This is a genomic window from Streptomyces sp. NPDC051976, from assembly GCF_040680795.1.
Lineage (GTDB): Bacteria > Actinomycetota > Actinomycetes > Streptomycetales > Streptomycetaceae > Actinacidiphila.
Genome location: NZ_JBFAXL010000015.1, coordinates 113,675 through 140,214, shown reverse-complemented (window position 1 = coordinate 140,214; position 26,540 = coordinate 113,675). Strand labels below are relative to the sequence as shown.

Sequence of the window (26,540 nt, the reverse complement as noted above, 5' to 3'; positions counted from 1 at the left end):
GAACGGACATGCTGTCGTTCTGGGTGGCGGTTTCGCCGGAATGGTGACGGCGGGGGTGCTCACCGAATTCTACGAGCGGGTCACGGTGCTCGATCGGGATCCGCCGTCGGCGCCAGGTGACTACCGGCGTGGTGCGCCGCAGGGCAGACACGCGCACGGTCTGATGCCGAGGGGCGCGCAGTTGGTCGAGGAGGTGTTTCCCGGGCTGCTGGCGGAGATGGCCGCGGACGGTGCGGTACGCGCGGAGATGCTTGTGGGGCACCGCTTCCGCGTCGGCGGCGACGAGTTGCCCCAGGTGGCCACCGGACTGCGGTCGGTGCAGGCGACGTTGCCGTTCCATGAGGAGCATCTTCGCCGGCGGCTGCTCGAACGTGAGGGTGTGCGGTTCCTGCCGGGCGTCGATGTGGTGGGACTCGTCGCCGACGACGCCCCGGCACCGGGGATCGTCGGTGTGCGGATCATCCTGCGAGAACCCGGCAGTACCGAGGAGACCATCGCGGCCGACCTCGTCGTCGACGCCATGGGCCGGGGCGGACGCACCCCCCACTGGCTCGATCAACTCGGGTACGAACGGCCACCGGAGGAGCGTCTGACGGTCGACGTCGCCTACGCCAGCCGAGTCGTCCGCCTCACCCCTGAAGGGGCCGAGTGTGTCCGGGACCTGGTCGGCGGCGACGCCAAAGGGGTCCCGCGCGGCATCTTGATGCACGCTGTCGAGGGTGGCCGCCGGTACGTGGTGACCGTCACCGGTTCCGGGAGTGATGACAGCCCGCCTACCGACGAGCCCGGCTTCACCGACTTCCTCTCCACCGTGGCGCCCCCCGACGTCTTCCAAGCGGTGATGGCGGCGGAGTCGCTCGGGCCGATCGCGGCCTACCGGTTCCCGACCGCCACCTGGCGACGCTACGACAAGCTGGATCGCCTTCCGGCGGGCCTGATCGTGACGGGGGAAGCCCTGTGCAGCCTCAGCCCCCTCTTCGCCCAGGGCATGACGGTAGCGGCGTTGGAGGCGGCGGCACTGCGGAAATGCCTGGCGGGTGGCCGCCACGACCTGCCCCGGAGGTTCTTCCGGGAGGCTGCCCGGGTGGTGGCACCCCCTTGGCGCATGGGCCTCGGCGCCAGCGCGTCGGAATCGCAGCCCCGTGCGGCCGACCGACTGCAAGCCGCTCTCATGGCAAGGATCATGGCCGCCGCCACGCGCGACGCCGTGGTCGCGACACAGCTCATACGGGTGCTGATCCTGCTCGACCCACCGACCGCCCTCATGCGACCGAGAGTGCTGTGGAGCGCTCTGACGAAAGGCGCTCCGGCGACCGACTCCGGAAATCGAGACCGATGATGACAAACGAACCGACTCTGGTCTTCGTCCCCTGCTCCACCGGGGCCCCGTGGACCGCACAGCACCTCGCGCCGTACAGCGGTCGACCGGTCCGCACGCTGCGGCTTCCCGACGGCGTCAACGACATGGAAGCCTACGCCGACGCCCTGGCCGAGCGCGTCGCCGATCTGGACACGTATGTCCTGGTGGGCGACTCCTTCGGAGCCAACATCGCCCTCGCTCTCGCCACCCGCGGCCCCGTGGGGCTGCAGGGCCTCGTGCTCTCCGGCGGCTTCGCCGCCAACCCGATCACCCAGCCGGTCATGAAGAACGCGTTGCGGCTGATGGGCAAGATGCGTGGCGTCCTCTACCGGAGGGTGGTGCTGCCCCTCTACGTGCGCCAACTCGCCTCGCCCTACGACGCGGAGGGGCAGATCCCCTGGAGCGTGAGCGACACCCACCGTCTCTTCCTCGACAACACCCCCGCCACATCGTTCGACGCCCGCATCACCGCCGTCCTCAACGCCGACTACACGCACCGTCTCGACCGCATCAAGGTTCCCACCCTGATCCTGACGCCGTCTCACGAAGGACTGGTCAGCGAGGACGCCTCCAGGGTCATGCGGGAGGGCATCCCCGACGCACGGGAGGTCGTGATCGAGCGGGCCGGCCACATGTTCCGCTTCTCCCACCCGGAGACCTACGGGCGCGCGGTACTGGACTTCCTCGACGAGTGTGTCGACGGGCGGCAAGAGGCGTGTCGGCCTGAGCATCCCTCTTCCGAGCCGTCAGCCACGAGCGGGCTGTGAGACCGCACCGCCGATAATAAGGTGATCTTCTATGAACGGTGCCGAGACTCTTCTGCGCACCCTGCTCAACAACAACGTCGAGGTCTGCTTCGCCAATCCCGGCACGTCGGAGATGCAGTTCGTCGCGGCGCTCGACCGACACCCGGCCATGCGCGGTGTGCTGTGCCTGTTCGAAGGGGTGGCGACCGGGGCCGCCGACGGCTACGCGCGCATGACCGGACGACCGGCCGCGACCCTGCTCCACCTCGGCCCCGGGCTGGCCAACGGTCTGGCGAACCTCCACAACGCCCGACGCGCGCGCACCCCGGTGGTCAACATCGTCGGTGACCACGCCCGCTCACACAAGCAGCTCGACTCGCCCCTGGAGTCCGACATCGACGGGGCCGCCGCGACCGTCTCCAGCTGGATACGTCGGCCCACGACCGCGGCCGACATCGGCCCCGACACCGCCGCGGCGGTGGCCGCCGCCCTGAGCGCCGGCGTGCCCGACGACGGGGACGCATCACGCACGGGCACCTCCGGCGCGGTCTCGACACTCATCGTCGCGGCCGACCTGTCCTGGGGTGAGGGTGCCCCGCCCGCGCCGCACCTTCCAGCACGGCCACCGCGAATCGTCCCCCGCCCCCACGTGGATGCCACAGCCGCACTGGTCGCCGGACCCGAGCCCGTCGCCTTGCTGATCGACGGCGCCGGGCTGGGCGAGCGCGGTCTGCGAGCCGCCGCCCGGATACAGAAGGCCACGGGGACCGCCGTCTTCTGCCCGACCTGGCCGGCGAGAGTGCGACGCGGTGCGGGCGTCCCTGCGATCGAGCCGTTGGGCTACCGGGCTGAAGCCGTGGCCCAGCAACTCGCAGGCGTCAAGCACCTGATCCTGGTCGGAGCACGCGAGCCGGTGGCGTCGTTCGCCTACCCCGGCCGTCCGGGCATCCTCACCCCACCAGGAACGCGCGTGCACCGCTTCGTTCCCGACGCGGGCTTCGATGTCGTGGAGGCGCTGACGGAACTGGCCGACCGTGTCGCCCCGGGCCCCCTCGCACCGTTGCCCGCCCTGGACGCCGTACGCCCCACCATGAACGAGCCGTTGCGTACGGAGAATTGGGCACACGTCGTCGGTGCCCTGCTCCCGCGGGAAGCGATCGTCGTCGACGAGTCCATCACCGAGGGGATGGACACCCTTGTCCCGGCAACCGCCCACTCCGCACCGCACGATGTGCTCGGCCTGACCGGCCTCGCGATCGGACAAGGCATCCCCGTGGCCGCCGGCGCGGCCATCGCATGTCCCGAACGGCCGGTGGTCTGCCTCCAAGCGGACGGCAGCGCGCTCTACACCCTCTCCGGACTGTGGACCCAGGCCCGCGAGAAGCTCAACGTGACCACCGTCCTGCTCAACAACCGTGCCTACGCCATCCTCCGCGCCGAGCTGGAACGTGTCGGTGGCAGTCCGGCGGGACCGGCCGCCAACGCTCTCCTGGACCTGGGCCGTCCGGACATCGACTTCACCGCCCTGGCCACCGGCATGGGAGTCCCCGCCACCCGGGCCACCAGCACAACCGAGCTGGCCGACCAATTCTCCACGGCGCTCGCCACACCCGGGCCCCACCTGATCGAGGCGATCCTCCGGCCCGCGTAAGAGCCGGCAACTTCCGGGGAAACCCCTCCGCATTGAACCCTCGTGCCGCCGCATCCGTCGTGCCTGCGTAGACGACAACCGGTCGGCCGCTCGGCCTTCCGGGCTCGTCGCCGATCCGGCGCAAGCGATGCGAGAGGCATGGTCCATGCGGAAGCGTTCCACGAACAGACGTCCCCTCCTGTTGGATCTGTTCCTGGTGGTGGTCGCGGTGACCGCCACGACCTCGGTGATCCTGAGTCGGCACACAGACGCCGCAGGCATCCACGGGGCGCCGGCCGCCCAGGTGGGTGCCGCGGAGCACACCGTCACGCTGGAGAACAGGACGGACAGCCGTGTCTGGGTCGGCAGCAACGTCAACGCGGACGGCTCGGCCGCGCTGACCGGGCTGCCCGTCCTCGACCCGGGGGAGTCCGCCACCCTCACCGTCCCCGAGTACGAGGGGGACGGGCACTGGCGCGGAACGTTCTTCGCCCGGCAGGGCTGTTCCGGCGAGGACGGCACCACCTTCCACTGCGAGGTCGGCGACTGCGGGCCCTTCGCCGATCACTGCTCCACCGGCCAGCAGCCCACCAGCCTCGCCGAGTTCAACTTCGACCCGAGTGACTCGCTCGGACCCTGGTACGACGTCAGCTATGTCGACGCCGTGTCGACCGCGGTCACCATCACCCCGGACGACGTGACACCGCCCCCGACAGGTGAGTGCGCGGTCGCGGGCTGCGCCCTGGACCTGCTGTCGTCCTGCCCGCCCGAGGACCTGACCTGGGGTGCCACGGGCCGGCCGCTCGTGTGCGTCAATCCGGACCGGGACGCGAAGACCCCCTACAGTGACGTGATCAACCAGAGGTGTCCCACCGCCTACGCCTGGTCGCAACAGGACGCGGAACCCGGAAACCGGACCATGTACCAGTGCACCAGGTGCGGCGGCATGACGGTCACCTTCAACGGGACCGGCGGCGCGGGCACTTAGGGCACCGAGCGGCCGGGCCTACCGTGAGGCGGGCTGAAGGGAATGCAGCTTCTTCTCGATCTTCGAGGCGTCCGGATGGTCGAACTCCGCGAAGACCTCCAGGGCCTGCCGCCAGTTGTCGGCCGCGTCCTCCGGTTCGTCGTAGGCAAGTTGGATGTCGCCGAGGTGGCCCAGTGTGTGGCCCTCGCCCCACCGGTTGCCGATGCCCCGATGGGTCGCGAGAGCCTGCGCGTAGTAGTCGACGGCGCGGTCGCGGGAGCCCAGCTTGTGGTGGACCGTACCGAGCACGTCGAGGGTGACGCCCTCGACCCAGCGGTTGCCGCTGGCACGCAGGACGACCAGAGCCTGCTCCAGGCAGCTCACGGCTTCGTCGAACCGGCCCAGCCGCTGGTAGGCGTCGCCCAGGTTGCTCAGGGCGATGCCCTGGACCCAGGAGTTGTCGAGGGCCTTGCCCAGGGCGAGCCCCCGGCGGCAGTACTCGACGGCCTTGGCGAGCACGCCGGTCTGGAGGTAGGCGTCGCCCAGGTTGCCTACGGCCCTCAACCTGCCGTAGGAATCACCGAGTTCCCGGCATACCGTCATCGACCGGTGCAGGTGTCCGATGGCCTCCTCGTAGCGACCCGTGCCGCGCAGCGCCGCGGCCGTGTCCGCGTGTGCCTGCGCCTCGCCCGGACGGTCGTGGGCGGCGCGGGCGGCGGTCAGACCCGTGCGGGCGGTGTCGAGCCAGTCGCCGAGATGACTGCGGAGGTAGAAGAACCCCCACAGAACGGCGGGCAGCCGCCAGGCGATGCCCGCCTGCCGGGCCGCGGCGGCCTGGTGGACCGCGCCGACCAGGTTGGACCGTTCGGTCTCGCACCAGTCCAGGGCCTGGTCGTGGGTGGTGAACGACAGGGGTTTGCAGGAGCCCGGCACGGTGTCGAGGGGGATCCGCTGCCGGTTCGGGGTGATGAGGGGATAGGCGGCGTCCGCGGTGTGCAGGTACCACGACAGCAGCCGCTTCACCACGAGGTCCCGCTCCTGCGGTGTTTCCTCGGCGGCGACGCGCTCGGCGGCGTAGACGCGCAGCAGGTCGTGCAGGGCGTAGCGGCCGGGGTAGTGCTCGGCGAGAAGGTGGGCGCGGGTCAGCTCGACGAGCAGTCCGCGGGCCTCCCGCGGGTCGAGCCCGGCGAGAGCGGCCGCGGCCGGCGCGGAGAGGTCCGGGCCGGAGTGCAGGCCGAGCAGCCGGAAGAGCCGCGCGGCGGGCGCGGACAGGGCTTCGTACGACCAGGAGAAGACGGTCCGTACGTCGATGGTGATGTCGCCCCCGGCGAAGGCGTCGAGGCTGTCGTAGCTCTCCCGAAGTTCACCTGCGATGGCGCTGAGCGGGAAGTCGGGGTGGGCGGCGGCGCGGGCGGCGACGACGGCGAGGGCCAGCGGGAGCAGGGCGCAGCGGGCGACGATCTCCTCCACCGCCGCCGGTTCCGCCGCCACCCGCTGGGCTCCCAGGCGGCGTGCCAGGAACTCGTGTGCCTCGGCGGACGTCAGCTCCTTCAGCGTCAGCGGGTGCGCTCCCTCGCCGGCCACCAGGCCGCTGAGCTGGTTGCGGCTGGTGACGATGACCAGGCAGCCGGGAGAACCGGGCAGCAGCGGACGGACCTGCTCGCTGTCGCGGGCGTTGTCGAGGAGGATGACCACCCGCCGCTCGGCCAGCACGCTGCGGTAGAGCGCCGTCTGGGCCTCCAGACCGACCGGCAGCCGCCGCGGCGGGACGCCGAGGGCGTCGAGGAGGACCCGAATGGCCTCCTGGGCGGGCATGACCGAGCCGGTCGGATCGAAGCCGCGCAGGTTGACGCAGAGCTGCCCGTCCGGGAAGCGGTCGGCGACCTGGTGGGCGAGATGCACCGCCAAGGTGGTCTTGCCGATGCCGGCCATGCCGCTGATCGCGGTGATCACCAGCGTGGCGGGGCTGCTCCCGTCCCGGGGCAACAGATCGCGGGTGCGCTCCAGTGCGGTGTGCCGGCCGATGAAGGTAGGCAGATCGGCGGGGAGTTGGGCGGGGCGGGGAGTGGCTTCCGGGATGTCGGTGGAGTCGGCGAGCGAGGTGTGCATCGGGTCGGCTTGTGTGGGGGTCGTGGAGGCCGGGGGGTCTGCCTGCTGGCGCGGCCCGGAGTCCGGGGGCGGGGTGAGGGTCAAGGACGCGTCGGCCGCCAGGATGCGTGAGTGCAGGTCCCGCAGGGGGGCGCCGGGTTCGACGCCTTGTTCCGTCACCAGCGTGGTACGGGTCCCACGGTAGGCCGCCAGCGCCTCGGCCTGTCTCCCGGACCGGTAGAGGGCCAGCATGAGCAGCCGGCTCAGCTCCTCCCGCAGCGGGTGCTCACCAGCGAGCGACTTCAGCTCCGCGATCACCTGGCCGTGGCGGCCGAGCCGGACATCGAGATCCAGCCGCCGTTCCAGCGCGTTCAGCCGCTCCTCCGCCAGCCGGGAGCGCTCGGCCTCGGCCAGCGGTCCCGGCAGGCCGGCCAGCGCCACGCCCTGCCAGCCGTCGAGGGCGCCGTGCAGCAACTCCGCGGCGGTGGACTCGTCTCCGGCGGTGGACGCCCTCCTCGCGTCCGCGACCTGCCGTTCGAACACGGCCAGATCCAGGGCGTCCTCCGGTACCCGAGCCCGGTATCCGTCCCCTACCGAGACGAGCGTCCGCGTCGGGTCGGCCGCGTCACGGCCCGGCTCCAGCACCTTGCGAAGGCGCGAGACATACGTGCGCAGGACGGACACGGCAGCCGTCGGTGGCTCGAAGCCCCAGACGGCGTCGACGAGTTCGCCGCGTGTGACGGCCCGCCCCCGGCGCAGCAGCAGCGCGGCCAGCACGACCCGCTGCTGCGGAGAACCGAGATCCAGTTCCCGGTCGCAGTGCCAAGCCCGTATCGGCCCCAGTACCGCGAAACGTAAGGACGTCGAGTTCGCTTCATACACGCTGCGCACTCTAGCCACAGTTGACGCGCGACCGCGCCGGGCCCAGGGCGCTGGGCACGGATCACACCCCGGACGCGGCCACGGCCGTTGAACCGCACGACGGAACGGGCCGTCGTGTTCTGTGCCGAGAGAAAGGACGGACATGGCCGACAGCACCCCGGCTCCCGGGCAGCGAAATCGGTTGACCAAGGGGAGCACTGACGCCGGATGGGCCGCCGAGTGGGCGCAGGCACTGGTCACGGCCGAGTACGCACTGAGACACGAACCACGCGACCGCGGCGCGAGATCGCGGGCCGAGCCCGATCGGAGGGACCGGCAGGATGGGGAGAGCACATGGCGCGGCCTGTGGCGCTCGGCGCGGGAGATGTTCTCCGGGAGCGCCGGCGCCGGACAGTCGCCGTTCGACACCGTGAGCGGGCTCAGCGAGACCATCCACCGGATGCCGCGCGAACAGCGCGAGGCCGTCGAGGATGCGGTGATGCATCTGCTCCGGACCAACAAGGCGTACGGGGACGCGTATGACACATCCCCCGCGAGCATGCTCCACACCGCGAGGTTCGCCAACAACGCGTACGAGCGGCAGGCGAAGGGGGAGCGAGGCCCCGGCGTGGAGATCGCGGAGGCGCTGAACGCGGCCACGGAGATCACCCGGACCGACCCGGAGCAGGACGGGCAGTACCAGGCGCGCTGGGAGCGCTCGGCATCGACCGGGGGTCCCGCGCCTGCCGAGGTCGGTGCGAGGGTGGGGACGGTGGGCGGCGAGCCCTACAGCGGCATGGAGTTCTTCGCCATCGCCGGGGGTTCGAGTCCGGCATCCTCCGGGCCCGGCGCATCCCTGCTCGGTCCCGAGGGGGTCAAGGCTGTCCACGACACCCCGCCCGGCTCCAGGTCGTCACGGACTCCGAGTGACAATCCCGCGGGCCCGAACGTTCCGGAGTCCTCGCGGAAGCGGCGCAGGATGCGGTGAACCGGCGTCGCGCGGGAGCCGGAGGTGCTGACCGGGTGACGCGGGCGCTCAGCGCACCTCGTCCTCCTCCAGGGCCGACTTCAGGCTGCGCAGTGCGTAGTGCACCCGGGACTTCACGGTGCCCGGCGGGACACCCAGGACCTCGGCCGCCTGTTGGGTGGTGTGGTCGGCGAAGATCGTCGCCCGGAGTGCCTCGCGGTGTGCCGGTGTCAATGACCGCAGGGCGGCCTGCACCACCATCGACGACAGCATCCGTTCGATGTCGTCCACCTCGAAGCACATGTCGCTCAGCCAGGAGTTGGCGCCGATCTCCGTCGGCCGCGCCATCCGTGACCGGTGCGCGTCGATGACGAGATTGCGGGCGATGCGGAACATCCAGGGGCGCACCGCCATGCCCTCGCCGTCGGCCAGGGTCTGCTTGTTCCAGCAGCGCAGCAGCGTCTCCTGGAGGATGTCCTCCGTGCGGTGGGTGTCCCCGTCCAGCATGCGCAGCACGTACGAGTAGAGCGCCGGGCCGTGTTCCAGGTAGAGATCCCGCAGCGCCCGCTCCTCGGCGGAGGCGGCGCCCGCCGATCCGATGACCGTCACGTTCATGGTGTGCCCCTGCTCCTTGGCGTAGCCCGGCCGTCCGGTCCGCGGATCGACGGACCGGGCCTCGTGGAGCTCGGAGTGTTCCAACGTGCGATGCACATCAGCTTGACGTGCGGTCCACGCGTCGATCGACGATCGGTCCACGCGGCGACGTACGCGCGGGCCGCGAAACCGTGGCCGGGCGCGGAAGAGATCAGGGACTCGGTGGGGGGGTTGTGGGTGGGGAAATCTGAATGCCGGTGGGTGTGGGGGTGCCGAAGGGAATGGCGGCGACCCCGGCGTACTTGGCGAACTGGGCCCGGACGGCGGCGACATACCCTTGGGCCTCGGCGGTCATGCCCTTGGCCGTGCGGACGGCGTCCATCCCCACGTCGTAACCGTTCAGGGCGAGGTCCAGCACATTGCCGACGGCCTCGTCGGCGTCGATCAACCGCTGCGCCTGGTCGGCCAGATCGCACATGTAGCGGCCCTGCGCCATGATCGAGTCCTTCGCGTCCAGCGCGGAGATCGTGCCGTTGCCGTCGTCATCCTTGCCGTACTTGGTGAAGATGCCGGGCGGCAGTTGTGAGATGCCCTGCTTGCCCTCCGGGCCGGTGAGGGAGGCGTTGAAGCCGGACGCCTGCTCGATCTGCGACGCGATCACGATCGGGCCGATGGCGGCGCAGATCCCGCCCGCCTGCTGGATGGGATCCACCAGGTCGTCGGGGACGGTCGAGGGGTCCAGATCGCCGTGGCCATCGCTCTCGAAGACGGCTATCACCGAGTTCGCGTCGCTCGGGCCCGGCTGGTGGCCGCCCCCGTGGAAGATGCCGTGAAAGAACAGGTAGATCGCGATCAGCGGGGCCAGGAGGACACCGAACCCGCCGAAGATGATGACGATGACGGCCGCGCCGGCCAGGCCGAGCGGGAACAGCAGGCAGCCCGCGCCGCCGGCGGCGATCGCCGTGTTCCTGGCGGTCTTCGAGCCGTCCTCGTCCTCCTTGTCGGCCGACGCCTGCCCTGACGCGCCGCTCTTGTCTCCGGTGTCCACGCCCATGGGTGGCCGCCTTCTTTCCCTCACCTTGAACCACTGTGCCGGGACGGCCCGTTGTGTTGTCCGACGGGCTCGGCAGATCAAAACGGGCCTCTACGCAAAGAAGTTCAAAGCGGTGGAAACCAAATGAGTCAGCACAGCGGACCTACGAGTCAAGAGGGGGGCGGGGCACAGATGGCCGCACCTTCGGCGACGCCGACCACGACCAGCCAGGGGGGCTGGGTCCGGGGGCCGAAAACCCCTCAGGCAGCTCCCTCGCAAACCCCTCACCCCGGCCCCCCGCCCCAGCACACCGTTCCTCAAGGGGGCACGAAGACCGCCGTACGCCCGGCGCCCCAGCCCCAGACCCGACCGCGTCAGCGCTCCACCGCCCCGTCGCCCGATCCGGCCTGGGGTGAGCCCCGTAGGCCGGGTCCGAGCCGGGGCAGGCCGCGGGACGAGGTGGGCTGGGTCAAGGCGCACGGCGGTGCCGGCGTGACCTCGCTGGTCGAGGTACTCGGCGGGATGGACGTGGGGGCCCGCTGGCCGGACCCGTCCCTGGGCGAGCCGCGGCGGATTGTGCTGGTCGGGCGGACCAGCGCGCGCGGGCTGCGGTCCGTGTCCCGGGCGTTGGGCGCGCTGAACGACGGGCGCGCACCGCAGGGGCTCACGCTGCTCGGCGTGGTCCTCGTCGCCGACGCCCCGGGCCGACTGCCGCTCGCCCTGCTGCGCCGTATCCGTGTGCTGCGCTCCGCGGTCCGGGTGCAACGGGTGCCGTGGATACCGGCATGGCGCACCGGCAGCGACCCGAAGTCCCTGCCCCCGCAACTCGACGCGCTCGCCGACCTGGTGGGCAGCGAGCTCTACAGCGAGGGAGCGGTGTCATGATTCCCGCCCTGCCCGGTGCCCGGCTCCTGGCCGACACCTACACGCCACCCGCCGGCGCGCACACCATCATCGACGCACTGGCCTGGTGCGCAACCGCCGCGGGCGTCTTCGGACTGATGGCCGTCGGGATCGCCATGGCCATCCAGCTCAACCGCGGGGAACCGGGAGAGGGCGGCGCGCACTTCCGCGGCGTCTTCATCGTGGCCCTCGCCTGTCTGATCGCCTCGACGGCCGGTCCGCTCGTGAGCTTCCTCGGCGACCTGTCCCTCCTCGGGCCGTAGGCCCCGCCACTCAACCTTCGCGTCCCCACCGCCCATCCTTCGCCCCACCGCTCGCGCGGGCACTCATTCCACGGAGATCCACCATGCCCTCACTGCTCATCACAGCGATCAACGTTCTCGCCGCGGACGTGCCACAGCCGGTCAGCAAGGCCCCCGGCGAGCTGTCCACCAAAGTCAACACGGTCCTCGGCATCGTCGCCTGGGCGGGCACCGCGGCCGGCGTTCTCGGGGTTCTGGCCACCGGCGCGATGATGGCCGTCTCCCTCAAGCGCGGCGAGAGCTCGGAGCACATGAGCCGCCTCGGCATGGTGCTCGGCGGCTGCGTGCTGGTCTCCACCGCCGGCCCGCTGGTCGGCTTCGTCTTCGCCTGAGCCGGCGGACGATCGAGATGCTGATACGCAGGAAGCGGCGGCCCGAGCCGGCCGGGCCGTACTGGAAGCAGCGCAGCTGGCAGTTGTCGGCGGGGTTCCTCGGCCTCGTGGTGCTCCTGGGCGGGTTCGTGGCACTTACCTCCCATGGTGACGGCGCGACGGCGGTGGTGCCCGAGGGCCCCCTGCCCGGCGACTCCGTGCCGCGGGACGGGCGGCCCCAGGGCTGCCAGACCGACGACAGCGCGGGGGGCACGCTCCCCACGTCGGCGCCGAAGGACATCAGCTGGCACACGCTCGGTATCGGCCGGGTGCCCGAGTCCACCTCGGCCGGGCCCACCCGCACCAGCGGGCCGGTGCGCTGGTGCTACGCGCACACACCCGTCGGCGCCGCACTGGCCGCCACCGTGATCCCGTCCGAGATGAGCGGCTCCGGCTGGAAGACCGTCAGCAGGCAGCAGGTGGTGGCAGGGCGTGGACGCGACATGTTCGAGTTCCAGCGCTCGACCGTACAGAACATGGACAGCGCCGCCCAGACAGGCGGCGAGTCCGTCGGCACGTACGCCGGCTTCTCCGTGACCTCGTACGCGAGCGGGGCCGCGAACATCAGCTTGCTGATCAGGACGGGTGAGGGCTACGCGACGACCGGTATCGCCCTGCGCTGGAGCGGCGGGGACTGGAAGGTCGTACCCGATGACGACGGTTCCCTGCACACACCGGTGACCACGGTCCAGGGCAGCCCCAACGGCTATGTCTTGTGGGGGAATTGATATGAAATGCTCGACCGGCAATCCGCTCGGGGACCTGGTGAAGGGCTTCTTCAGCTTCCTCAACGACCCGATCGGGACCATCGTCGAGGAGATCGCGAAGACGATCCTGGCGAGCGCGATCGACGTGTTCGGCGCGCTGGACACCGGAGTGCCCACCCTGACGGGAACGACCACGGCCAAGAACGTCAACGGCCAGACGCAGTGGCTCGTGGTCTACCTCGCCGTCGGCTCGCTGCTCTACGCGGCCGCCCGTATGGCCGTGGAGCGCCGCGCCCACGCGGGCACGACCGCGCTGAAGGGCATGCTCCGCGTCATCATGGTCTCGGGCGCCGCCACCACCATCGTCACGGCCGCGGCCGCCGTGGCGGACGACTACTCGACGCACCTGTTCAACACGGGCTCACACGACGTGCTGACCAAGTCCGGCGCCTGCTCCAACAGCACCGGGATCCTGCCCTTCCTGATGCTGCTGCTCTCCTTCCTGCTGCTGATCGCCGGGATCATCCAGACGATCCTGATGTACATCCGGCTCGGCGTCATGATCCTTCTGCTCGGCACCCTGCCGCTGGCCGCCGCGGCCTCGATGACCGACTGGGGCGGCGGCTGGTGGCGCAAGCACATCGGCTGGATGATCGCCTGGCTGCTGTACAAGCCCGCGGCCGGACTCGTGATGTACGCCGGTTCGGAGATGATCGTGTCGAGCCAGACCGGCAACCACGACAGCCCTGCGGTCAACGAGAAGATCGCCGGTATCGGCGTGATGCTGCTGTCCGCGGTCGCCCTGCCCGCGCTGCTGAAGCTCGTGGTACCCGCCACCGCCGCGCTCGGCGGGGGCTCCGCGTACTCCGGGGCGATGCAGTCGGTGGGCAGCGGCCTGGCCAGCGGCGCCCGCTCCCTCGGCGGCAGCGGCGGCAGCGGTGGCCAGGGCCAGCCGGGACCGAGCGGCGCGTCGGGAGGTGCGGGCGGCGGCGGTCCGGCCGGCGCGGGCGGAGCCTCCAGCGGCGCGGGCGGTGCCGGGCGCGCCGCGGCGGCCGCCGGCGGACCGGCCGGTGTGGCGGTCGCCGCGGCGGTGACCGCCGCGCAGATCGTCGGCAAGGCCGCCGCCGGCACCGTGGACGGCGCCGACGGCGACCAGGGCCACAACCCCAGCCCGCGCTGACCCAGGTGACCGGGCGGCGCCGCGGCCGACCGCGGACCGCCACCCCCTGAACGGGCCGCCGGACTCCGCTCCCCCCGACGCGGAGGCCGGCGGCCCTCCCTCTCACCCGGATCCCCGGCTCTCCGGCCCCCGGCGCCGCGGCCCCACCACTTCACGAAGGGAAATCGGACCCTCATGTCCACGGAAGCCGTCACCCATCCGACCTACGGAAACTGGCGCCGCCCACGGCGGCCGGGGCTCGGACCGCTCGGGCTCGTCGGCACGTTCGGTGTCTTCGGCGGGCTCGTCGTCACCCTGCTCGCGTCGCTGATCTCGCTGTACGCGGCGCTGGTCGTGCTCGTCCCCGTCGTTCTGTTCCTGACGCCGCTCGCCATCCGCACCCAGGACGGGCGCAACGTCTACCAGTTGCTGACCCTGCGCGTCGGCTGGTGGCGGCGCAAGGCCAGAGGCGCGCACCTGTACGTCTCCGGCCCGCTGTCCGCGCGGCCGGGCGGCAGGTTTCGCCCACCGGGCCTGCTCAACAACGTCGCCGCGACCGAGGGCCGTGACGCCTACGACCGGCCCTTCGGCGTCCTGCACCACCCGGCGCGCAGCCTGTTCACGATCGTGCTGGGCTGCGACCCCGACGGCGGCTCGCTGGTCGACCCGGACCAGGTCGACGTCTGGGTCGCTCTGTGGGGCGAGTGGCTGGCGCGGCTGGCCCACGAACCCGGGTTGCGCGGCGCCTCCCTGATCGTGGAGACCGCGCCCGACCCCGGCACCACGCTCGCCCACGAGGTGCTGCCCCGCATCCACCCCCAGGCGCCGCCCGCGGCCCGCGCGGTGATGGAGGAGGTCGTCGAGCGCTACCCGACCGCCTCCTCCGAGATGCACACGTATGTCACTCTCACCTATGGCATGCCCCCGGGCCAGAAGCGCAGCAGGGAGGATGTGGTCACCGACCTCGCCATCCGCATCCCGGGCCTGCTCGGCAGTCTCGTCGCGGCCGGCGGCGGGGCCGCGTACCCGCTGTCCGCCGAGCGGATCGCCGAGGTCGTCCGCGTCGCCTACGATCCCGCGGTGGCCGCCGAGGTCCTCGACGCCCGTGCCCAGTACGGTGGAACGGGCCTGGAGTGGGAGGACGCCGGACCGGCCGCCGCGGTGGAGACCGTGGGCAGCTACAGCCACGACTCCGGGGTGTCGCGGTCCTGGATGCTGACCCTGGCGCCACGCGGCACCGTGCGGTCCTCGGTGCTCAAGGGCCTGCTGGAGGCGACCCCCGGCACCCGCCGCAAGCGGGTCGCACTGGTCTACCGGCCCCTTGACCCGGCCACCTCGGCACGGATCGTCGAGGCGGACCGGCGCGCCGCCCAGTTCATGGCCACCTCCGGGCGGGGCATGGTGCAGGCGCGAGCCGCCTCCGAGATGCGCGCGGCCGAGCAGACCGCGGCGGAGGAGGCGTCGGGCGCCGGGCTCGTGGAGTTCTCGCTGATGCTGACGGTCACCGTCGACGACATGGATCAACTGGCCGACGCGAGCGTCGCCGTACGCAATCTGACCGCTGCCTCCCGGGTGCTGATGCGCCCCGCGGACCGCATGCAAGCGGCGGCGTTCACCTGCACGCTGCCCGCCGGGATCCTGCCGTGGGAGCAGACCCTGATCCCGCACGAACTGCAGGAGGCGCTGTGAGCCGCCGGAGCGAGGAGAAGAGGGCCGAGCGGGAGGACCGGCTCGCCGAGGAGACGCTGTGGCTGGCCGATCTCGGCGAGCGGCCTCCGGCGGTCGACTCGCCCTGGGCGCAGCGGAATCCGCAGCGCACGACGCGGAGCCGGAAGAAGGAGGTCGGCAAGAAGGCCGCCCACCCCAAGGAGTTGTACGTCCCGCCGCGTGGCTGGTACGGCCCCGGCGGAGGCCGCGTCGGGTACATGGATCCGCCGACCATGTGGCGTGCCACCACCGTGCAGGCGTGCGGCATGTGGCCGTTCGTCGCCGGTTCCGGCTCTCCGATGACCGGAGTGCCGCTCGGCCAGCACCTGTTCACGGGCGCCACGGTGTGCGGCGATCCGCTGAACTGGTTCACGCGGGCCCGCTACATCTCCAACCCGTCGCTGTTCATGCTGGGCATGCCGGGCCTGGGCAAGTCCACCCTCGTCAACCGGATGCTGATCGGGCTCACCGCCACCGGCGTGGTCCCGCTGGTCCTCGGCGACCTCAAGCCCGACTACGCCGACACCGTACGGGCGTTGGGCGGGCAGGTGATCACCATCGGCCGTGGCCGGGGCGGCATCAACGTCCTGGACCCCGGCGCGATGGGCGCGGCGGCGGCGCGGATCGGCGGCGAGGCGGGCGAGATCCTGAAGGCGGAGACACACGGCCGCGTGCTGAACATGGTGGCCGCGCTGGTCACCATCGTGCGCGGCCGCCCCATGGACGATCACGAGCAGTCGGTGCTCTCCGCTGTGCTGCACCACCTCCGCGAACGCACCCCGGAGGGCCGTCCGGCGCTCCTGCCCGACCTTCTGCGGGTGCTGACGGAGGGGCCCGACCGGGTCCGCGCGGTCACCCTCGACCGCGGCGACGACACCCGTTACCGGGACGCCGTCGACCCGTTGCACCGCTCCCTGCTGGGCATCCTCGACGGGCCGCTGGGCGACACCTTCGCCTCGGAGACGTCGACCCGGATCGATCCGGCCGCGCCGGCGGTGTGCATCGACATCTCCGGCATCGGCGAGGCCGACACCCAACTCACCGCGGCCGCGATGCTCGCCGCCTGGTCCGACGGGCTGGGCACGGTGGCCGCCTCGCACGCCCTGGCGGACGCCGGGCTGGCGCCCCGGCGCTGGTTCTTCACCGTCCTGGACGAGTTGTGGCGCCCGCTGCGGGCCGCCTCCGGCATCGTCGACCGCATCGACGCGCTGACCCGCCTCAACCGGTCTCTCGGCCTCGGCGACGCCAAGATCACCCACACCCTCAAGGACGCCGAGGCCCTCGGTACCGACGCCGACCGGGCCAAGGCCCGCGGCTTCGTCGAACGGGCCGGGATGGTGGTCTGCGCGGGACTGCCGAAGGCCGAGATGGAAGACCTCGGCAAGGTGGTGGGCCTGACCCGGCGGGAGATCGAGCTGGTGTCGTCCTGGTCCTCACCGCCCGGCTGGGGCGTGTCCGGCGAGCATGAGGAGCCGCCCGGCCGGGGCCGCTTCCTGATCAAGGTCGGCGGTCGGCCCGGCATCCCCATCAAGGTGGCCATCACCGACGCCGAACGGCGGCTGCACGACACCAACACCCGCTGGACGCCCAACGAGACGGCCGTCGAACAGGCCGTCGCGCACACCGCGGCGCAGGTCGCGCGGGCCGCCCAGGACGAAGCCCGGCAGCCGCCCGGGAGGTGGACCCGATGACCGGCGGACCGCCTTCCACGAGCGGCGCCGCCGACCTGGCGCCGTGGGCGATCGTGGCCGTCGCCGCAGCCTCCCTCACCGCTTTCACCGTCGGCTGGGCCGGCGGCACACTGGGCGCCGGGGCCACCGGGCACGGCTGGAACGCGCCGCCGTTCGCCCTGTCCACCGCCTCGCACCTCGTCCGCGACGGTCCCGGCGCCCTGTGGCCGGACACCCCGCCCCTCGCGGTCTACGGCGGAATGCTCGGCCTGCTCACCCTGATCGCGGTTCCCGGGGTGGTCGTCGTACGGCTGCTGCTGGCACGGGCAGGCCGCACCGAGGGCCTGGCCGGCCGACGTGAGCTGGCCGGCATGGTCCCCAAGGGCATCGAGGCCAGGGCCCGCGAGCTGCGCCCCAGCCTCAAGGGCCGCGACCGGCTCCACCCCGATGAGACCGGCAACCTGCTCGGCGACCTCGACCCCAAGGGGCCCGAACTGCGCAGCAGCCACGAGGACGTCGAACTCGACCTGATGGCTCCGCGGGCCGGCAAGTCGACTGGAATCGCCGTTCCCCGCGTCCTGCGCGCCCAGGGCGCCGTCCTGCTCACCTCCAACAAGTCCGACGTGTACGCCGTCACCCGCGCCGAGCGCACGAAAGCGGGCCGGGTGTGGACGTTCGACCCGCAGGGCATCGCCCACACCGAGCGCTCCATGTGGTGGAACCTGCTCGGCGACTGCCACACCATCGAGGGCGCCCGCCGGCTGGCCGGGCACTTCGTCGCGTCCGTCAACGACGACAGTGCGAAGAAGGACTTCTGGATCTCGGCCGCGCAGAACACGCTCACCGCGCTCTTCCTGGCCGCGGCGCGCGGCGGGGCACCGGTCACCGACCTGCTGGGCTGGCTCGCCGACCCCGCCGACCGCACCCCGGTCGACCTGCTGCGCGACGCCGGGCTGCTCGCGATGGCCGAGCAGTTGCAGGGCACGGTGCGCGGGGCGGTGGAGACCCGGGACGGCATCTACGAGACCGCCCGGCAGACCGTGTCCTGCCTCCTGGACCCGGAGATCCTCGCCTGGGTCACCCCGGACCCGTATCTCCCGGAGTTCCGCCCGGACCGGCACGTCGTCGGCACGGACACCCTGTACCTGCTGTCGAAGGACGGCGGCGGCTCCGCGGCCGGCGTCATCGCGGGCCTCGCGGACGCGACGATGCGTGCCGGTGTGGCAGCCGCGGAACGCATGGGCGGACGCCTCGACCCGCCGCTGACCGCGGTCCTCGACGAGGCCGCCAACGTATGCCGCATCTCCGATCTGCCCGACCTGTACTCGCACTTCGGCTCCCGCGGCATCAACGTGGTGACCCTGCTGCAGAGTTACCGGCAGGGCGCCAGGGTGTGGGGCGAGGTGGGGATGGACGCGCTGTGGAGCGCGGCGACCGTCAAACTCCTCGGCGCGGGCCTGGACGACGCCGACTTCGTGCAGAAGATCTCCACGCTCGTCGGCCAGCACGACGTGAAGACGCCGAGCCTGTCCCGCAGCAAGGACGGCACGCAGCGTTCGTACTCCTACCGGCAGGAGTCGATCCTGCCGCCCGACAAGATCCGCGCCCTGCCCAAGGGCACCGCCCTCCTGCTCGCCACCGGCATCCGGCCCGCCCTGATACGGCTGCGCCCCTGGTACAAGGAGCCTGGCGCCGACGCCATCGCGGCGCAGGCGAAGGCCGAGGCGAACGCCATCACGGCCCGGGCCGCGGTCCGGGCGACCGGCGGGGTGCCGCTGACGAAGAAGACCCGTTGGGAGCGGGACGCCACGCCCGCGTGAGGGCGCGGGCGTGAGCTGCCCGGCCGGACCGCCCGCGTCCGGCCGGGAGCGCCGCACCGAACGGTCCGGACGAAGACCGCTACCTGCGCTTCTTCGACGGCTTCGACGGCGTGCCCGCGAGCCACTGGAGGGTCGAGGAGGCCTTCTTGTCCTTCTTCTCCTTGGAGGGCCGCTCGGGCGACCGACCGGTGTGTGCCTGGACCCTCGTCAGTTCACCGCCCCCGTCGAAGGACCCGGCCGACGCCGTGCTCAGCGTCGAATCGCGATGAGGGAGCGGGGTCGGGTTGGAACTCCCGGCGTACGCTGTGGAACTGGCGCTCCCCCTCCGCTGCGCGGCCTCGAGGGCTTGCAGCTTGGCCATCAGCGAGTCTGCCGAGCCCTGCCTCTCCCTCGTCGTGGACCACTGCGCCGAGGCGTTGGTCTGTGCCCGGGAGAGGTTCCGCGGGGTCTCCGAGAGATCGAGGCCGAGGCCCGTCCCGTCCACCGGAGACAGCATGAATGTTGTCGGCACGTCGTCCTTCGTCCAGTACCGTCGGAAGTTGTCGAGTGAAGTCTGCACACCCTCACGGTTGCGCTGAATGGACCGTGCGATGTTCTGGGTGACGAACTGCTGCTGCTGCCGGACGATGTAGGAGTCGGTGCGCGGGGCTGCCGGCAGGCTCTCGAAGTCCTCCTGCGTCGTGACGGTGTACGAACCGACCCGTTCCGGCATGCCGGTTTTCGAGTTCCTGCGGATCACGTTGACGTGCAGGTTGTCCACCTTGCCCTGCTCGATCAGCTCCGCGAGGACCGGCCACTCCTGTTCCCTGAGGACGCAGTGCTCCGGGAGCCCCTCCCACACGGTGGCCTCGGCGGTGCCCCGCGTGCCTCGGGCGAACTCCTGTGAATGCTGTCCCCACAGCGCCCACAGTGTGGGTGAGTACGAGCCCTGCGTGAAACCGAAGTTCAGACCGTCGAGGAGTCCGCCCGCCGCTCCCGCCTCCAGGGTCTGGCCGAGCTGTTCCGCCGGGCGTGCGGTGGACTTGACCCAGAAGGCCAAATTCTCGCGGGCCGCCGCGGCCACGTTCTGCCGCTCCTCAGTCAGACTCTCCCAGTTGCCGATCTCCTTGTTCTGGGTCGCCCACAGGGCGGAGACGTGATAAGCGTTCGCATCTCTCAGGCCGGCGACGAAAGCGTTGCGCGCATTCACCGACTCCGCCCGCGTGTCCCAGCCTGCTCCGCGGGGTTCTCTTCCGTGCTTGTCGATCCAGGTGCCTTCGTTCCTCATCTGCTCGACCACACCGCGGAACGCCTCCGCGATCTGGGTGGTGCCCAGCACCGCTTGCCACCTTTCGATGCGGGCCCAGGCGGTCCGGACGTCGTAATTGAATTTCTCTTCACTCCATGGCATTTGGTCCTCTCCCTTCCACTGGATGGATGTGCCACACCGCCGCCCGGTCAGGACGCCGGCGTCGAGCCCGGCGCGCGCGGCAGCCGGAGGGCCGCCCCTTCTCATGGGCCGGAGATGTCCCTGGGGGACACAACGGCACGCGAGGACGGGCGGTTCACTCAGGCGGGCGTGAACCGTGGCCGTCGCGGACACGTTTCGTCTCAGTGCGGTTGAGTCCCCGACCGAGGAAGGGCACCCGCCATGACCACTCAGACGTCCGAAACCCTCACCGGCGTCCCCGCCACCGCGGCGGGCGACGGTACGGACCCGGACCAGGCTGTTGCCCAGCCCGAGCCCCAGCCGCCCGGCCCACCGCCGTTCATCCTCTATCTCCAGGGCGCCGAGTACGTGGAGACGCTGCGCCAGCTCACCCTCTGGGTGCACCACGTGCTGCTGCCCGTCTACGGCCGGGAGGTCACCTCCACCTCCCCTTGGTGCGGCCGCTGGTGGGAGCACCACGAGGGCGTGGCCCAACTGCACGGACTGTGGCTGGCCTGGGGCGAACTGACCGGTCCCGACGGCGGAATGACCGGGCCGGCCTCCTGGCACCGGGACTACCTCGGCCCGGTGATGGCAGCGCTGCGCGATCCGCAGGGGCCCTTCGCCGGATGCAAGCCCGGCGGTCACCGCGAGAAGGAGACCCCGGCTGTCGATTCCATGGACCCGTTCGGGCCGCCGCCGGTACGGCCTGACGCACCCGTCCGGGACCGGTCGACGAGTTGAAGGTCGACGGGCCGGGGGTTGAACCGCGCCCGCGCGAGGCCCGTTGTACCTCGCAGTCAGAGCGCAAGGAAGGGAAGGGCATGAGCGGGGACGAAGAGACGGAACACTTCTCGGTGGTCATCGCCGCCGACGGTTCCGCCGCCATCGACGGGGTACCGGTGCGGGTCGTGGAGGGGGAGTCCGTCGACTCGGCGGTCCTCGACGCGCTGCACGGATACGCGCGCGACCGCGACGCCGCCGTCACGGCGGCCATCTCGGACCCGGCGGTGCAGCAGGTGACCTTCGTCGAGGTCGCCCCCGACGGTTCGAGTCGGCTGGTGGAACGGCCGTACGAGGCAGTCGGGGTCGAGACGGGACATGGCGCGCCGGCCAGCCGGCCGGAGGGCCCGGGCCCGGCGCCCCACGGCCGTACGCCAGAGGCCGAGCCCCCGTCCGGCGCCCCGCGACTCGACGATGTGGACGATGACGACGGGCCGTACGCGACGTGGCCGTCCTCCGGAAGGAAGTCCGTGCGCGGCCCGCTGCTGCGCCGCCCCCAGCCCGAAGCCGGCAACACCTCCCGTCAGTCCGACGACGAGTACCGGGCGTCGGGCCTGCTGCACCGCCCGCTGGTTGTCGGGACGGTGGCGCTCGGGGTGGCCGCGCTCGTCGTCGTGCCGCTGGTGCTGCTGGGCAGCGGAGGTTCGGGCGGCGGGCAGAACAAGGCCGCCGGCGCCAATGTGGAGTTGAGCGAGTCGCCGCCGGACCATGGCCCGCGGCTGACATCCACGCCGACGGTCTCTGTCTCGCCCAGCCTGTCGTCCCTCTCGCCCAGCACCTCGCCGACAGGAACGGACAGCAGCGCGACGAGCGGCAACGCGACGGCGACCCCTAAGCCCGCCGCGGACACCGCCGCCACCGCCGTCAACCGCCTCGCCAGGAACGGCCCCGGACGGCACGTCTGCTACCGCGCGTACGTGTCCGGGCAGGGCTGGCAGAAGCCCGTGTGCGACGGGGGAGTGGCCGGCACGTCGGGTCGTACCGGGTCGATCATGGCCCTCGACCTCGCGGTACGCGGGACAGGCGGTGTGTCGGCCAACGCCTTCGTGTACAAACCCGGTTCGACCGACGGCAAGGGCGTGTGGATGCCGAAATGGACCCCCAACACCGGCGACGGCCAGGACATCTACATCGGCCACGCAGGGACGAACGCGCCGCACATGCTCGGCTTCGCCATCAGCATCGGCAGCGGCGGCAAGGTCTGCCAGTCCGCCCGCGTCCACAACTCCGACTGGAAACAGTGGGGTTGTGTCGGTCCCCAGCCCGAGTACATCTTCGGCGGCACCCTCACCAACGACGTGTGGCTGGAGGCGGTCAAATTCACCGTATGAGCTCTCGGCGCGGGAATTCCGCGAGGGAGTATCAGCGCTTCGCTTGCCAGAGCACCGCTACTCCACAGCCAACCTTTGGTCAGCCGCCCCGCCGGAAGTGATCAACGCGCTGTCCGGCTCCGTCAACTCGTCGGGCCGGTCAGCGCGGTGCGGGCCAGATCGCGTAGCCAGGCGTGGGCGGGGTCGGTGTCGTAGCGCTGATGCCATGACAGGTATATCGCTGCCGACGGCAGTTCGAGGGGGAGGGGAAGCACGACCAGGCCGAGGTCGGCGATCGCTGACCGCGTGGTGGCTTCGGGGACGCTGATCACCAGATCGGAGCTGCGGGCGAACTCCAGCGCGGCTGCTTCGGTGGGCGCGGTCGCCACCACGCGGCGGGTGAGGCCGAGACGGGCGAGGGCGTCGTCGACGGCGTTGGTGAGGTTTCCGCGGCGCGAGACGGTGACGTGCTCGGCGGCGGCGTAGCGCTGTGCGGTGACGTTCTTGACGCGGGTGAGGGGGTGGCCTTGCCGTACGACGACGACGAGGCGGGTCTCGCCGACGTTCTCGGCACGGATGTCGGGTGCGCTCGGGCGGTTGGCGTTGGCCTCCAGGTCGACCTGGCCGCGCTGCAACTCGGGGGTGTCGACGCTCGATTCCGCGACGAAGCGCAGTCGCACGCCCGGCGCCTGCCGGAGCACGGCCGAGAGCAGGGTGGGGCCGCTCAAGGCGACCAGGGAATCGTGCCAGCGGAGGGTGAACGTGCGCTCCAACGTTGCCAGATCGAGTTCACGGCTCGGCGCCAGCACCCCCTGGACCTGGTGCAGCAGCTCGTGCACCTGTTCCCGCACGGCGATCGCATATGGCGTCGGGGTCATCGTGCGACCGGTGCGCACCAGGATCTGATCCCCGGTCGTGCGCCGGATGCGGCCCAGACTCCGGCTCATCGCGGGGGCGGTGACATGCAGGCGCGCTGCCGCCCCGGCCACACTTCCCTCCTCCAGCAGCGCGTCGAGCGCGGCGAGCAGGTTCAAATCCAATTGCATGTGGGTAATTCTAGCCATGCATGACATGCCTTTTCGGTTAATCGAAGCACTGCGAGGCTGCCCCCCCGCCCGGTGCGTCTCGCCGAGTCACCGGCGGGTGGCGAGTCCCAGGGCGCTGCCGAGGCGACGGGCCTCGTGATCGAAGAATGCTCGGGGGTCGGCGATGATGTCGCGGCGGTGGCCGAAGACTTCGAAGGAGATGGCACCGAAGAGGTAGGTCCAGGCCATCAAGCTGCCCATGACGAGGTCGTCCGGAGTGTCCCGGGGGAGCCCCGTAAGCAGTGGTGCCAGTGACTGCCGGGCGTCGTCGGGAATCACGGGCCGGGTAGCGCCGGGGCGGTCGTCCCTGCCGGGGAGGCCGGTGAAGAGCGCCCCGATCAGAGAGGGGACCCGGGCCGCCTGAGTCACGGTGTCCCGCGCGGCGGCGTAGCCGTGCAGCGGCGAACCGTAGATCAGCGCGTACTCGTGCGGATGCGCCAGCGCCCAGTCGCGCACCGCGTGGCAGATGCCGACCCAGCGCTCCAGTGCGTCCGCTCGATCCGTGTCGGGCGCCGCGTGTGCGGCCTCGGCGGCGTCGCCCAGGGAGGCGTAGCCGTCGAGGATGAGCGCGGTGAGCAGGGCGTCGCGGCTCGGGAAGTAGCGGTAGAGCGCGGACACCGAGCCCAGGCCGAGCTCCCGGGCGACGGCGCGCAGCGAGAGGGCGGCGCCGCTCTCGGCGAGCTGTCTGCGGGCCACCGCCTTGATCTCCGCGGTGAACTCGATCCGGGCCCGTTGCCGTGCGGTCGTTGCTTTTGATGGATGGTCGGGTGGGCACATCGTGGAGTCCTCGTTCAGCGGTGTATGTGCCGGAGGGACGGGGTGCCGTCCGCCGCGGCGCGTCTTGGCCGCGGCGGACGGCCGCTCGCTGACATGCGCGGGCTGGACCCGGCGCGATGCTTCAGCGAGCCCTCCGCGCCACACGCCCAAACTGGTCGGCAGGGCGGCGCGGGTTTCCCTGGGCACAGCCGGGGAGGGGCTTGGCCTGTGCCCAGGGGCCGCCGCTCGTCCCGACGGGGGCGCGGGTCGTGCGGCGGAGTCAAGGCCCGCGGCGCAGCAACGGCCCCGGCGCGTACGGCCACGGCCAGGCAGCGACACGGCTACGTCATCAAGAGGCGGGCCCCGTCCTCACCTGGGGCTGGTCGCTGCTCTTCGGCAGTCCGATGGTCCGGGACACCTCACGGGCTCGGTCGGACCACGGCGTGGGCCGCAGCGTGGTGCTGTCGAGGCGAACGAAAGTGCGAGTACCGTGCGCGTGCGTGGTTCTGCCCTCATCTGAACACACCCGATAGCCAATGGTGGCCGAAGCGTTGCCCACATGCTCCATCCACAGGTGCACCGCGCACTGACCAATGCCCATCACAGGGACGTCGTAGGTGATGGTGAACGCCTTCACCACGTGGAAGCCGTCATCTTCGAAGCCTGACGCGCCGCCGAGGCCCTGCCCCCGGCCGAACTCCCCCCACGCTCGCTCGACCCAGACCTGATACCGGCTGTTGTGCAGCATCCCCATCGGGTCCAGATCGTCGAAGTGGACATCCACGGGGATCAGGACTCCAACGTCGGTGCTCGGCAGATGGTTCATGGTTCTCTCCTCGCGATTCGCCGCCATTGGCGAGTTGACGGGTGGATACGGGTGCTGAAGAACTCATGGACGCGAGAGGCAAACCATTCGGGCTCTGCCAGGTGCGGATAGTGCGTGCGGGCCGGGGTGTGTTCGGCCAGAGCCGCGGGGATGCGATCGGTGAGCCAGTCGGCGTAGTCCTCGCCGGGGTCGGTCCCGTGCAACGACAGGTACGGCACACCCGGCGGGAGGGTCGTGGTGCGTCGGGACCACGCTGCCAGCGTGTCGGCGTCCCAATCGAGCAGCGGGGTCCAAAACCCGCTGAACACTTCCTGGTTGAGGTCGCGGCGGCACTCGATGTCGACCGCAAGTGCAGGGTCCAGCTCACCGTAGTGCGAGGCGAAAAGCGAACGAACGAAGTCCGCGAAGCCTTCTCCCCGCACTGCGGCGGCCATCTCCGCGGGCAGTGGGCCGATGCGCAGCGACTGGTCGACATTGACCACGCCACGGGTCGGATAGCGGGCCGCGTAGGCAGTCGCGATCACCCCGCCCAAGGAGTGGCCGACCATGAACGGGGGCTGGTCCCCGGCCAGATCCTCGCCCAGCGACTCGATCAGATGGTGGATCTCGTCCACGGACTCGTCGATTCCGTACGGCGGGATCCGAGGCGAGTCCCCGTGGCCACGCAGGTCGACGCGGAGAACGCGGAAGTGCTGCCGTAAGGAGACCGGATCCCAGAAGCTCCGGTTCTCGGTGATGCCGTGGACGGCCACGAGTAGCGGTCCCGTGCCGTCGAGGTCGTGGGCCAGCTGGTTGTTCGGTGTCATGGTCACTCTCGGTGGGGAAGCGGATTCGGCGGCGCTGGGCACGGGTCAGCGAGCGATGGAGATGGCGAAGGGGGCGAATCCGGTGGATCGGATGACGTGGGGGACGAAGAGGATGGCGGCCTCTGTGGCGCGGGCGGTCTGGATCCCGCCGAGGTCGGTGATCCATTCCTTGTGCCAGCCGAGGTCGGTGAGCAGTTCGCCAACGGTGTGCTTGGCGTCGGGGTCTTCGCCGGAGAGGAAGGCGGTCGGCGGCTGGGTGAGGGCGGCGGGCGCGGTCATCACCGTGTAGAGCATGGTGTTGAGGGTCTTGACGACGCGTGTGTCGGGGAGTGCTTTCTGCAGCTGTTCGGCGAGGCTCGCGCCGCGGTAGATCAGATCGGCGGGCAGTCCGTCCGGTCCGTCGACGGTGGCGTTGGAGACGTCGACGAGGATCTTGTCGCGCAGTTCCTCGTGCAGGGCGGCGAGCCGGTCCAGTGAGCCGGCCCCCGGGGTGGCGTTGATGACGATCTGGGCTGTGCGGGCGGCGTCGGCGGCGGCGCCCGGCGCGCGGTCCGCCACGGTGACCTCGTGCCCTGCCCGGGTGAGGGCGGTGGCCAGGTTGCCGCCGACGCGGCCGTTTCCGAGTACGGCGATCGTGGTCATGATGATGTGGTCCTTTTCGTGGGTGCGGGTGGTGGTGTG

Annotated in this window: 24 protein-coding genes; 15 read left to right on the top strand and 9 right to left on the bottom strand. The window is 71.2% G+C overall.

Features of this window, described 5'->3' with window-relative positions:
• Positions 1-55 precede the first annotated feature (55 nt).
• The 4 genes from AB0M29_RS18015 (at position 56) to AB0M29_RS18000 (ending at position 4,724) form a co-directional block, all read left to right on the top strand.
• Positions 56-1,339 (top strand): hypothetical protein, encoded by a 1,284-nt coding sequence (locus AB0M29_RS18015; protein ID WP_365383569.1) that lies wholly within the window; start codon positions 56-58, stop codon positions 1,337-1,339.
• On the top strand, positions 1,339-2,127 hold the full coding sequence (locus AB0M29_RS18010; RefSeq protein WP_365383568.1) for an alpha/beta hydrolase: 789 nt from the start codon (positions 1,339-1,341) through the stop codon (positions 2,125-2,127). The genes AB0M29_RS18015 and AB0M29_RS18010 overlap by 1 nt, the downstream gene beginning before the upstream one ends.
• A 31-nt stretch (positions 2,128-2,158) precedes the next feature.
• Positions 2,159-3,757 carry an acetolactate synthase large subunit gene (locus AB0M29_RS18005; RefSeq protein ID WP_365383566.1) on the top strand — a complete coding sequence of 533 codons (1,599 nt, stop codon included), beginning with the start codon at positions 2,159-2,161 and terminating at the stop codon, positions 3,755-3,757.
• Positions 3,758-3,902: 145 nt separating this feature from the next.
• Positions 3,903-4,724 carry a thaumatin family protein gene (locus tag AB0M29_RS18000; RefSeq protein WP_365383565.1) on the top strand — a complete coding sequence of 274 codons (822 nt, stop codon included), beginning with the start codon at positions 3,903-3,905 and terminating at the stop codon, positions 4,722-4,724.
• 18 nt (positions 4,725-4,742) lie between these two features.
• Here AB0M29_RS18000 and AB0M29_RS17995 read toward each other — a convergent pair whose 3' ends face one another.
• The gene (locus AB0M29_RS17995) at positions 4,743-7,673 is read right to left on the bottom strand and encodes a BTAD domain-containing putative transcriptional regulator (protein ID WP_365383564.1); all 2,931 of its coding nucleotides are present in this window, start codon (positions 7,671-7,673) and stop codon (positions 4,743-4,745) included.
• A gap of 142 nt (positions 7,674-7,815) precedes the next feature.
• Between AB0M29_RS17995 and AB0M29_RS17990 the strand changes: the two genes are divergently transcribed.
• Complete coding sequence (locus AB0M29_RS17990; protein ID WP_365383562.1) at positions 7,816-8,640, top strand: hypothetical protein; 825 nt, start codon at positions 7,816-7,818, stop codon at positions 8,638-8,640.
• Positions 8,641-8,688: 48 nt separating this feature from the next.
• Here the strand turns inward: AB0M29_RS17990 and AB0M29_RS17985 are convergent, their stop codons facing one another.
• Together AB0M29_RS17985 and AB0M29_RS17980 are read right to left on the bottom strand one after the other, a co-directional pair.
• Positions 8,689-9,234: a sigma-70 family RNA polymerase sigma factor gene (locus AB0M29_RS17985; protein ID WP_365383613.1), complete on the bottom strand. Its 546-nt coding sequence runs from the start codon at positions 9,232-9,234 to the stop codon at positions 8,689-8,691.
• Between the two features lie 190 nt (positions 9,235-9,424).
• A complete protein-coding gene (locus AB0M29_RS17980) occupies positions 9,425-10,267 on the bottom strand; it encodes a lytic transglycosylase domain-containing protein (RefSeq protein WP_365383561.1) in 843 nt (280 codons plus the stop codon).
• Positions 10,268-10,738: 471 nt separating this feature from the next.
• Here AB0M29_RS17980 and AB0M29_RS17975 point away from each other — a divergent pair, with 471 nt between their 5' ends.
• From AB0M29_RS17975 to AB0M29_RS17940, 8 genes are all read left to right on the top strand, one after another.
• Entirely contained in the window at positions 10,739-11,131 is a 393-nt protein-coding gene (locus tag AB0M29_RS17975) for a hypothetical protein (protein WP_365383559.1), read from the top strand.
• Entirely contained in the window at positions 11,128-11,412 is a 285-nt protein-coding gene (locus AB0M29_RS17970) for a hypothetical protein (RefSeq protein WP_365383558.1), read from the top strand. The genes AB0M29_RS17975 and AB0M29_RS17970 overlap by 4 nt, the downstream gene beginning before the upstream one ends.
• An 83-nt stretch (positions 11,413-11,495) precedes the next feature.
• Positions 11,496-11,783 (top strand): hypothetical protein, encoded by a 288-nt coding sequence (locus tag AB0M29_RS17965; RefSeq protein ID WP_365383556.1) that lies wholly within the window; start codon positions 11,496-11,498, stop codon positions 11,781-11,783.
• Positions 11,784-11,800: 17 nt separating this feature from the next.
• A complete protein-coding gene (locus AB0M29_RS17960) occupies positions 11,801-12,550 on the top strand; it encodes a hypothetical protein (RefSeq protein WP_365383554.1) in 750 nt (249 codons plus the stop codon).
• Position 12,551: 1 nt separating this feature from the next.
• Positions 12,552-13,709 carry a hypothetical protein gene (locus tag AB0M29_RS17955; protein ID WP_365383552.1) on the top strand — a complete coding sequence of 386 codons (1,158 nt, stop codon included), beginning with the start codon at positions 12,552-12,554 and terminating at the stop codon, positions 13,707-13,709.
• 174 nt (positions 13,710-13,883) lie between these two features.
• Positions 13,884-15,377: an SCO6880 family protein gene (locus tag AB0M29_RS17950; RefSeq protein WP_365383551.1), complete on the top strand. Its 1,494-nt coding sequence runs from the start codon at positions 13,884-13,886 to the stop codon at positions 15,375-15,377.
• Positions 15,374-17,086, top strand: coding sequence for an ATP/GTP-binding protein (locus AB0M29_RS17945; protein WP_365383549.1), 1,713 nt, complete (start codon positions 15,374-15,376; stop codon positions 17,084-17,086). Before AB0M29_RS17950 ends, AB0M29_RS17945 begins: the two co-directional genes overlap by 4 nt.
• Positions 17,083-18,885 (top strand): TraM recognition domain-containing protein, encoded by a 1,803-nt coding sequence (locus AB0M29_RS17940; RefSeq protein WP_365383547.1) that lies wholly within the window; start codon positions 17,083-17,085, stop codon positions 18,883-18,885. The genes AB0M29_RS17945 and AB0M29_RS17940 overlap by 4 nt, the downstream gene beginning before the upstream one ends.
• Before the next feature lie 79 nt (positions 18,886-18,964).
• Here AB0M29_RS17940 and AB0M29_RS17935 read toward each other — a convergent pair whose 3' ends face one another.
• Complete coding sequence (locus tag AB0M29_RS17935) at positions 18,965-20,203, bottom strand: hypothetical protein (protein ID WP_365383545.1); 1,239 nt, start codon at positions 20,201-20,203, stop codon at positions 18,965-18,967.
• 312 nt (positions 20,204-20,515) lie between these two features.
• On the opposite strand from AB0M29_RS17935, the gene AB0M29_RS17930 reads away from it, so the two are divergent.
• Entirely contained in the window at positions 20,516-21,037 is a 522-nt protein-coding gene (locus AB0M29_RS17930) for a DUF4913 domain-containing protein (protein WP_365383543.1), read from the top strand.
• An 80-nt stretch (positions 21,038-21,117) separates the two neighbouring features.
• The gene (locus AB0M29_RS17925; protein WP_365383541.1) at positions 21,118-22,407 is read left to right on the top strand and encodes a hypothetical protein; all 1,290 of its coding nucleotides are present in this window, start codon (positions 21,118-21,120) and stop codon (positions 22,405-22,407) included.
• A gap of 122 nt (positions 22,408-22,529) precedes the next feature.
• Here the strand turns inward: AB0M29_RS17925 and AB0M29_RS17920 are convergent, their stop codons facing one another.
• The 5 genes from AB0M29_RS17920 to AB0M29_RS17900 form a co-directional block, all read right to left on the bottom strand.
• On the bottom strand, positions 22,530-23,432 hold the full coding sequence (locus tag AB0M29_RS17920; protein WP_365383539.1) for a LysR family transcriptional regulator: 903 nt from the start codon (positions 23,430-23,432) through the stop codon (positions 22,530-22,532).
• A gap of 87 nt (positions 23,433-23,519) precedes the next feature.
• The gene (locus AB0M29_RS17915) at positions 23,520-24,248 is read right to left on the bottom strand and encodes a TetR/AcrR family transcriptional regulator (RefSeq protein ID WP_365383538.1); all 729 of its coding nucleotides are present in this window, start codon (positions 24,246-24,248) and stop codon (positions 23,520-23,522) included.
• 328 nt (positions 24,249-24,576) lie between these two features.
• On the bottom strand, positions 24,577-25,053 hold the full coding sequence (locus tag AB0M29_RS17910; RefSeq protein WP_365383536.1) for a thioesterase family protein: 477 nt from the start codon (positions 25,051-25,053) through the stop codon (positions 24,577-24,579).
• Entirely contained in the window at positions 25,050-25,859 is an 810-nt protein-coding gene (locus AB0M29_RS17905) for an alpha/beta hydrolase (protein ID WP_365383534.1), read from the bottom strand. The genes AB0M29_RS17910 and AB0M29_RS17905 overlap by 4 nt, the downstream gene beginning before the upstream one ends.
• A gap of 45 nt (positions 25,860-25,904) precedes the next feature.
• A complete protein-coding gene (locus AB0M29_RS17900; protein WP_365383532.1) occupies positions 25,905-26,501 on the bottom strand; it encodes an NAD(P)-binding domain-containing protein in 597 nt (198 codons plus the stop codon).
• Between the last annotated feature and the right edge of the window lie 39 nt (positions 26,502-26,540).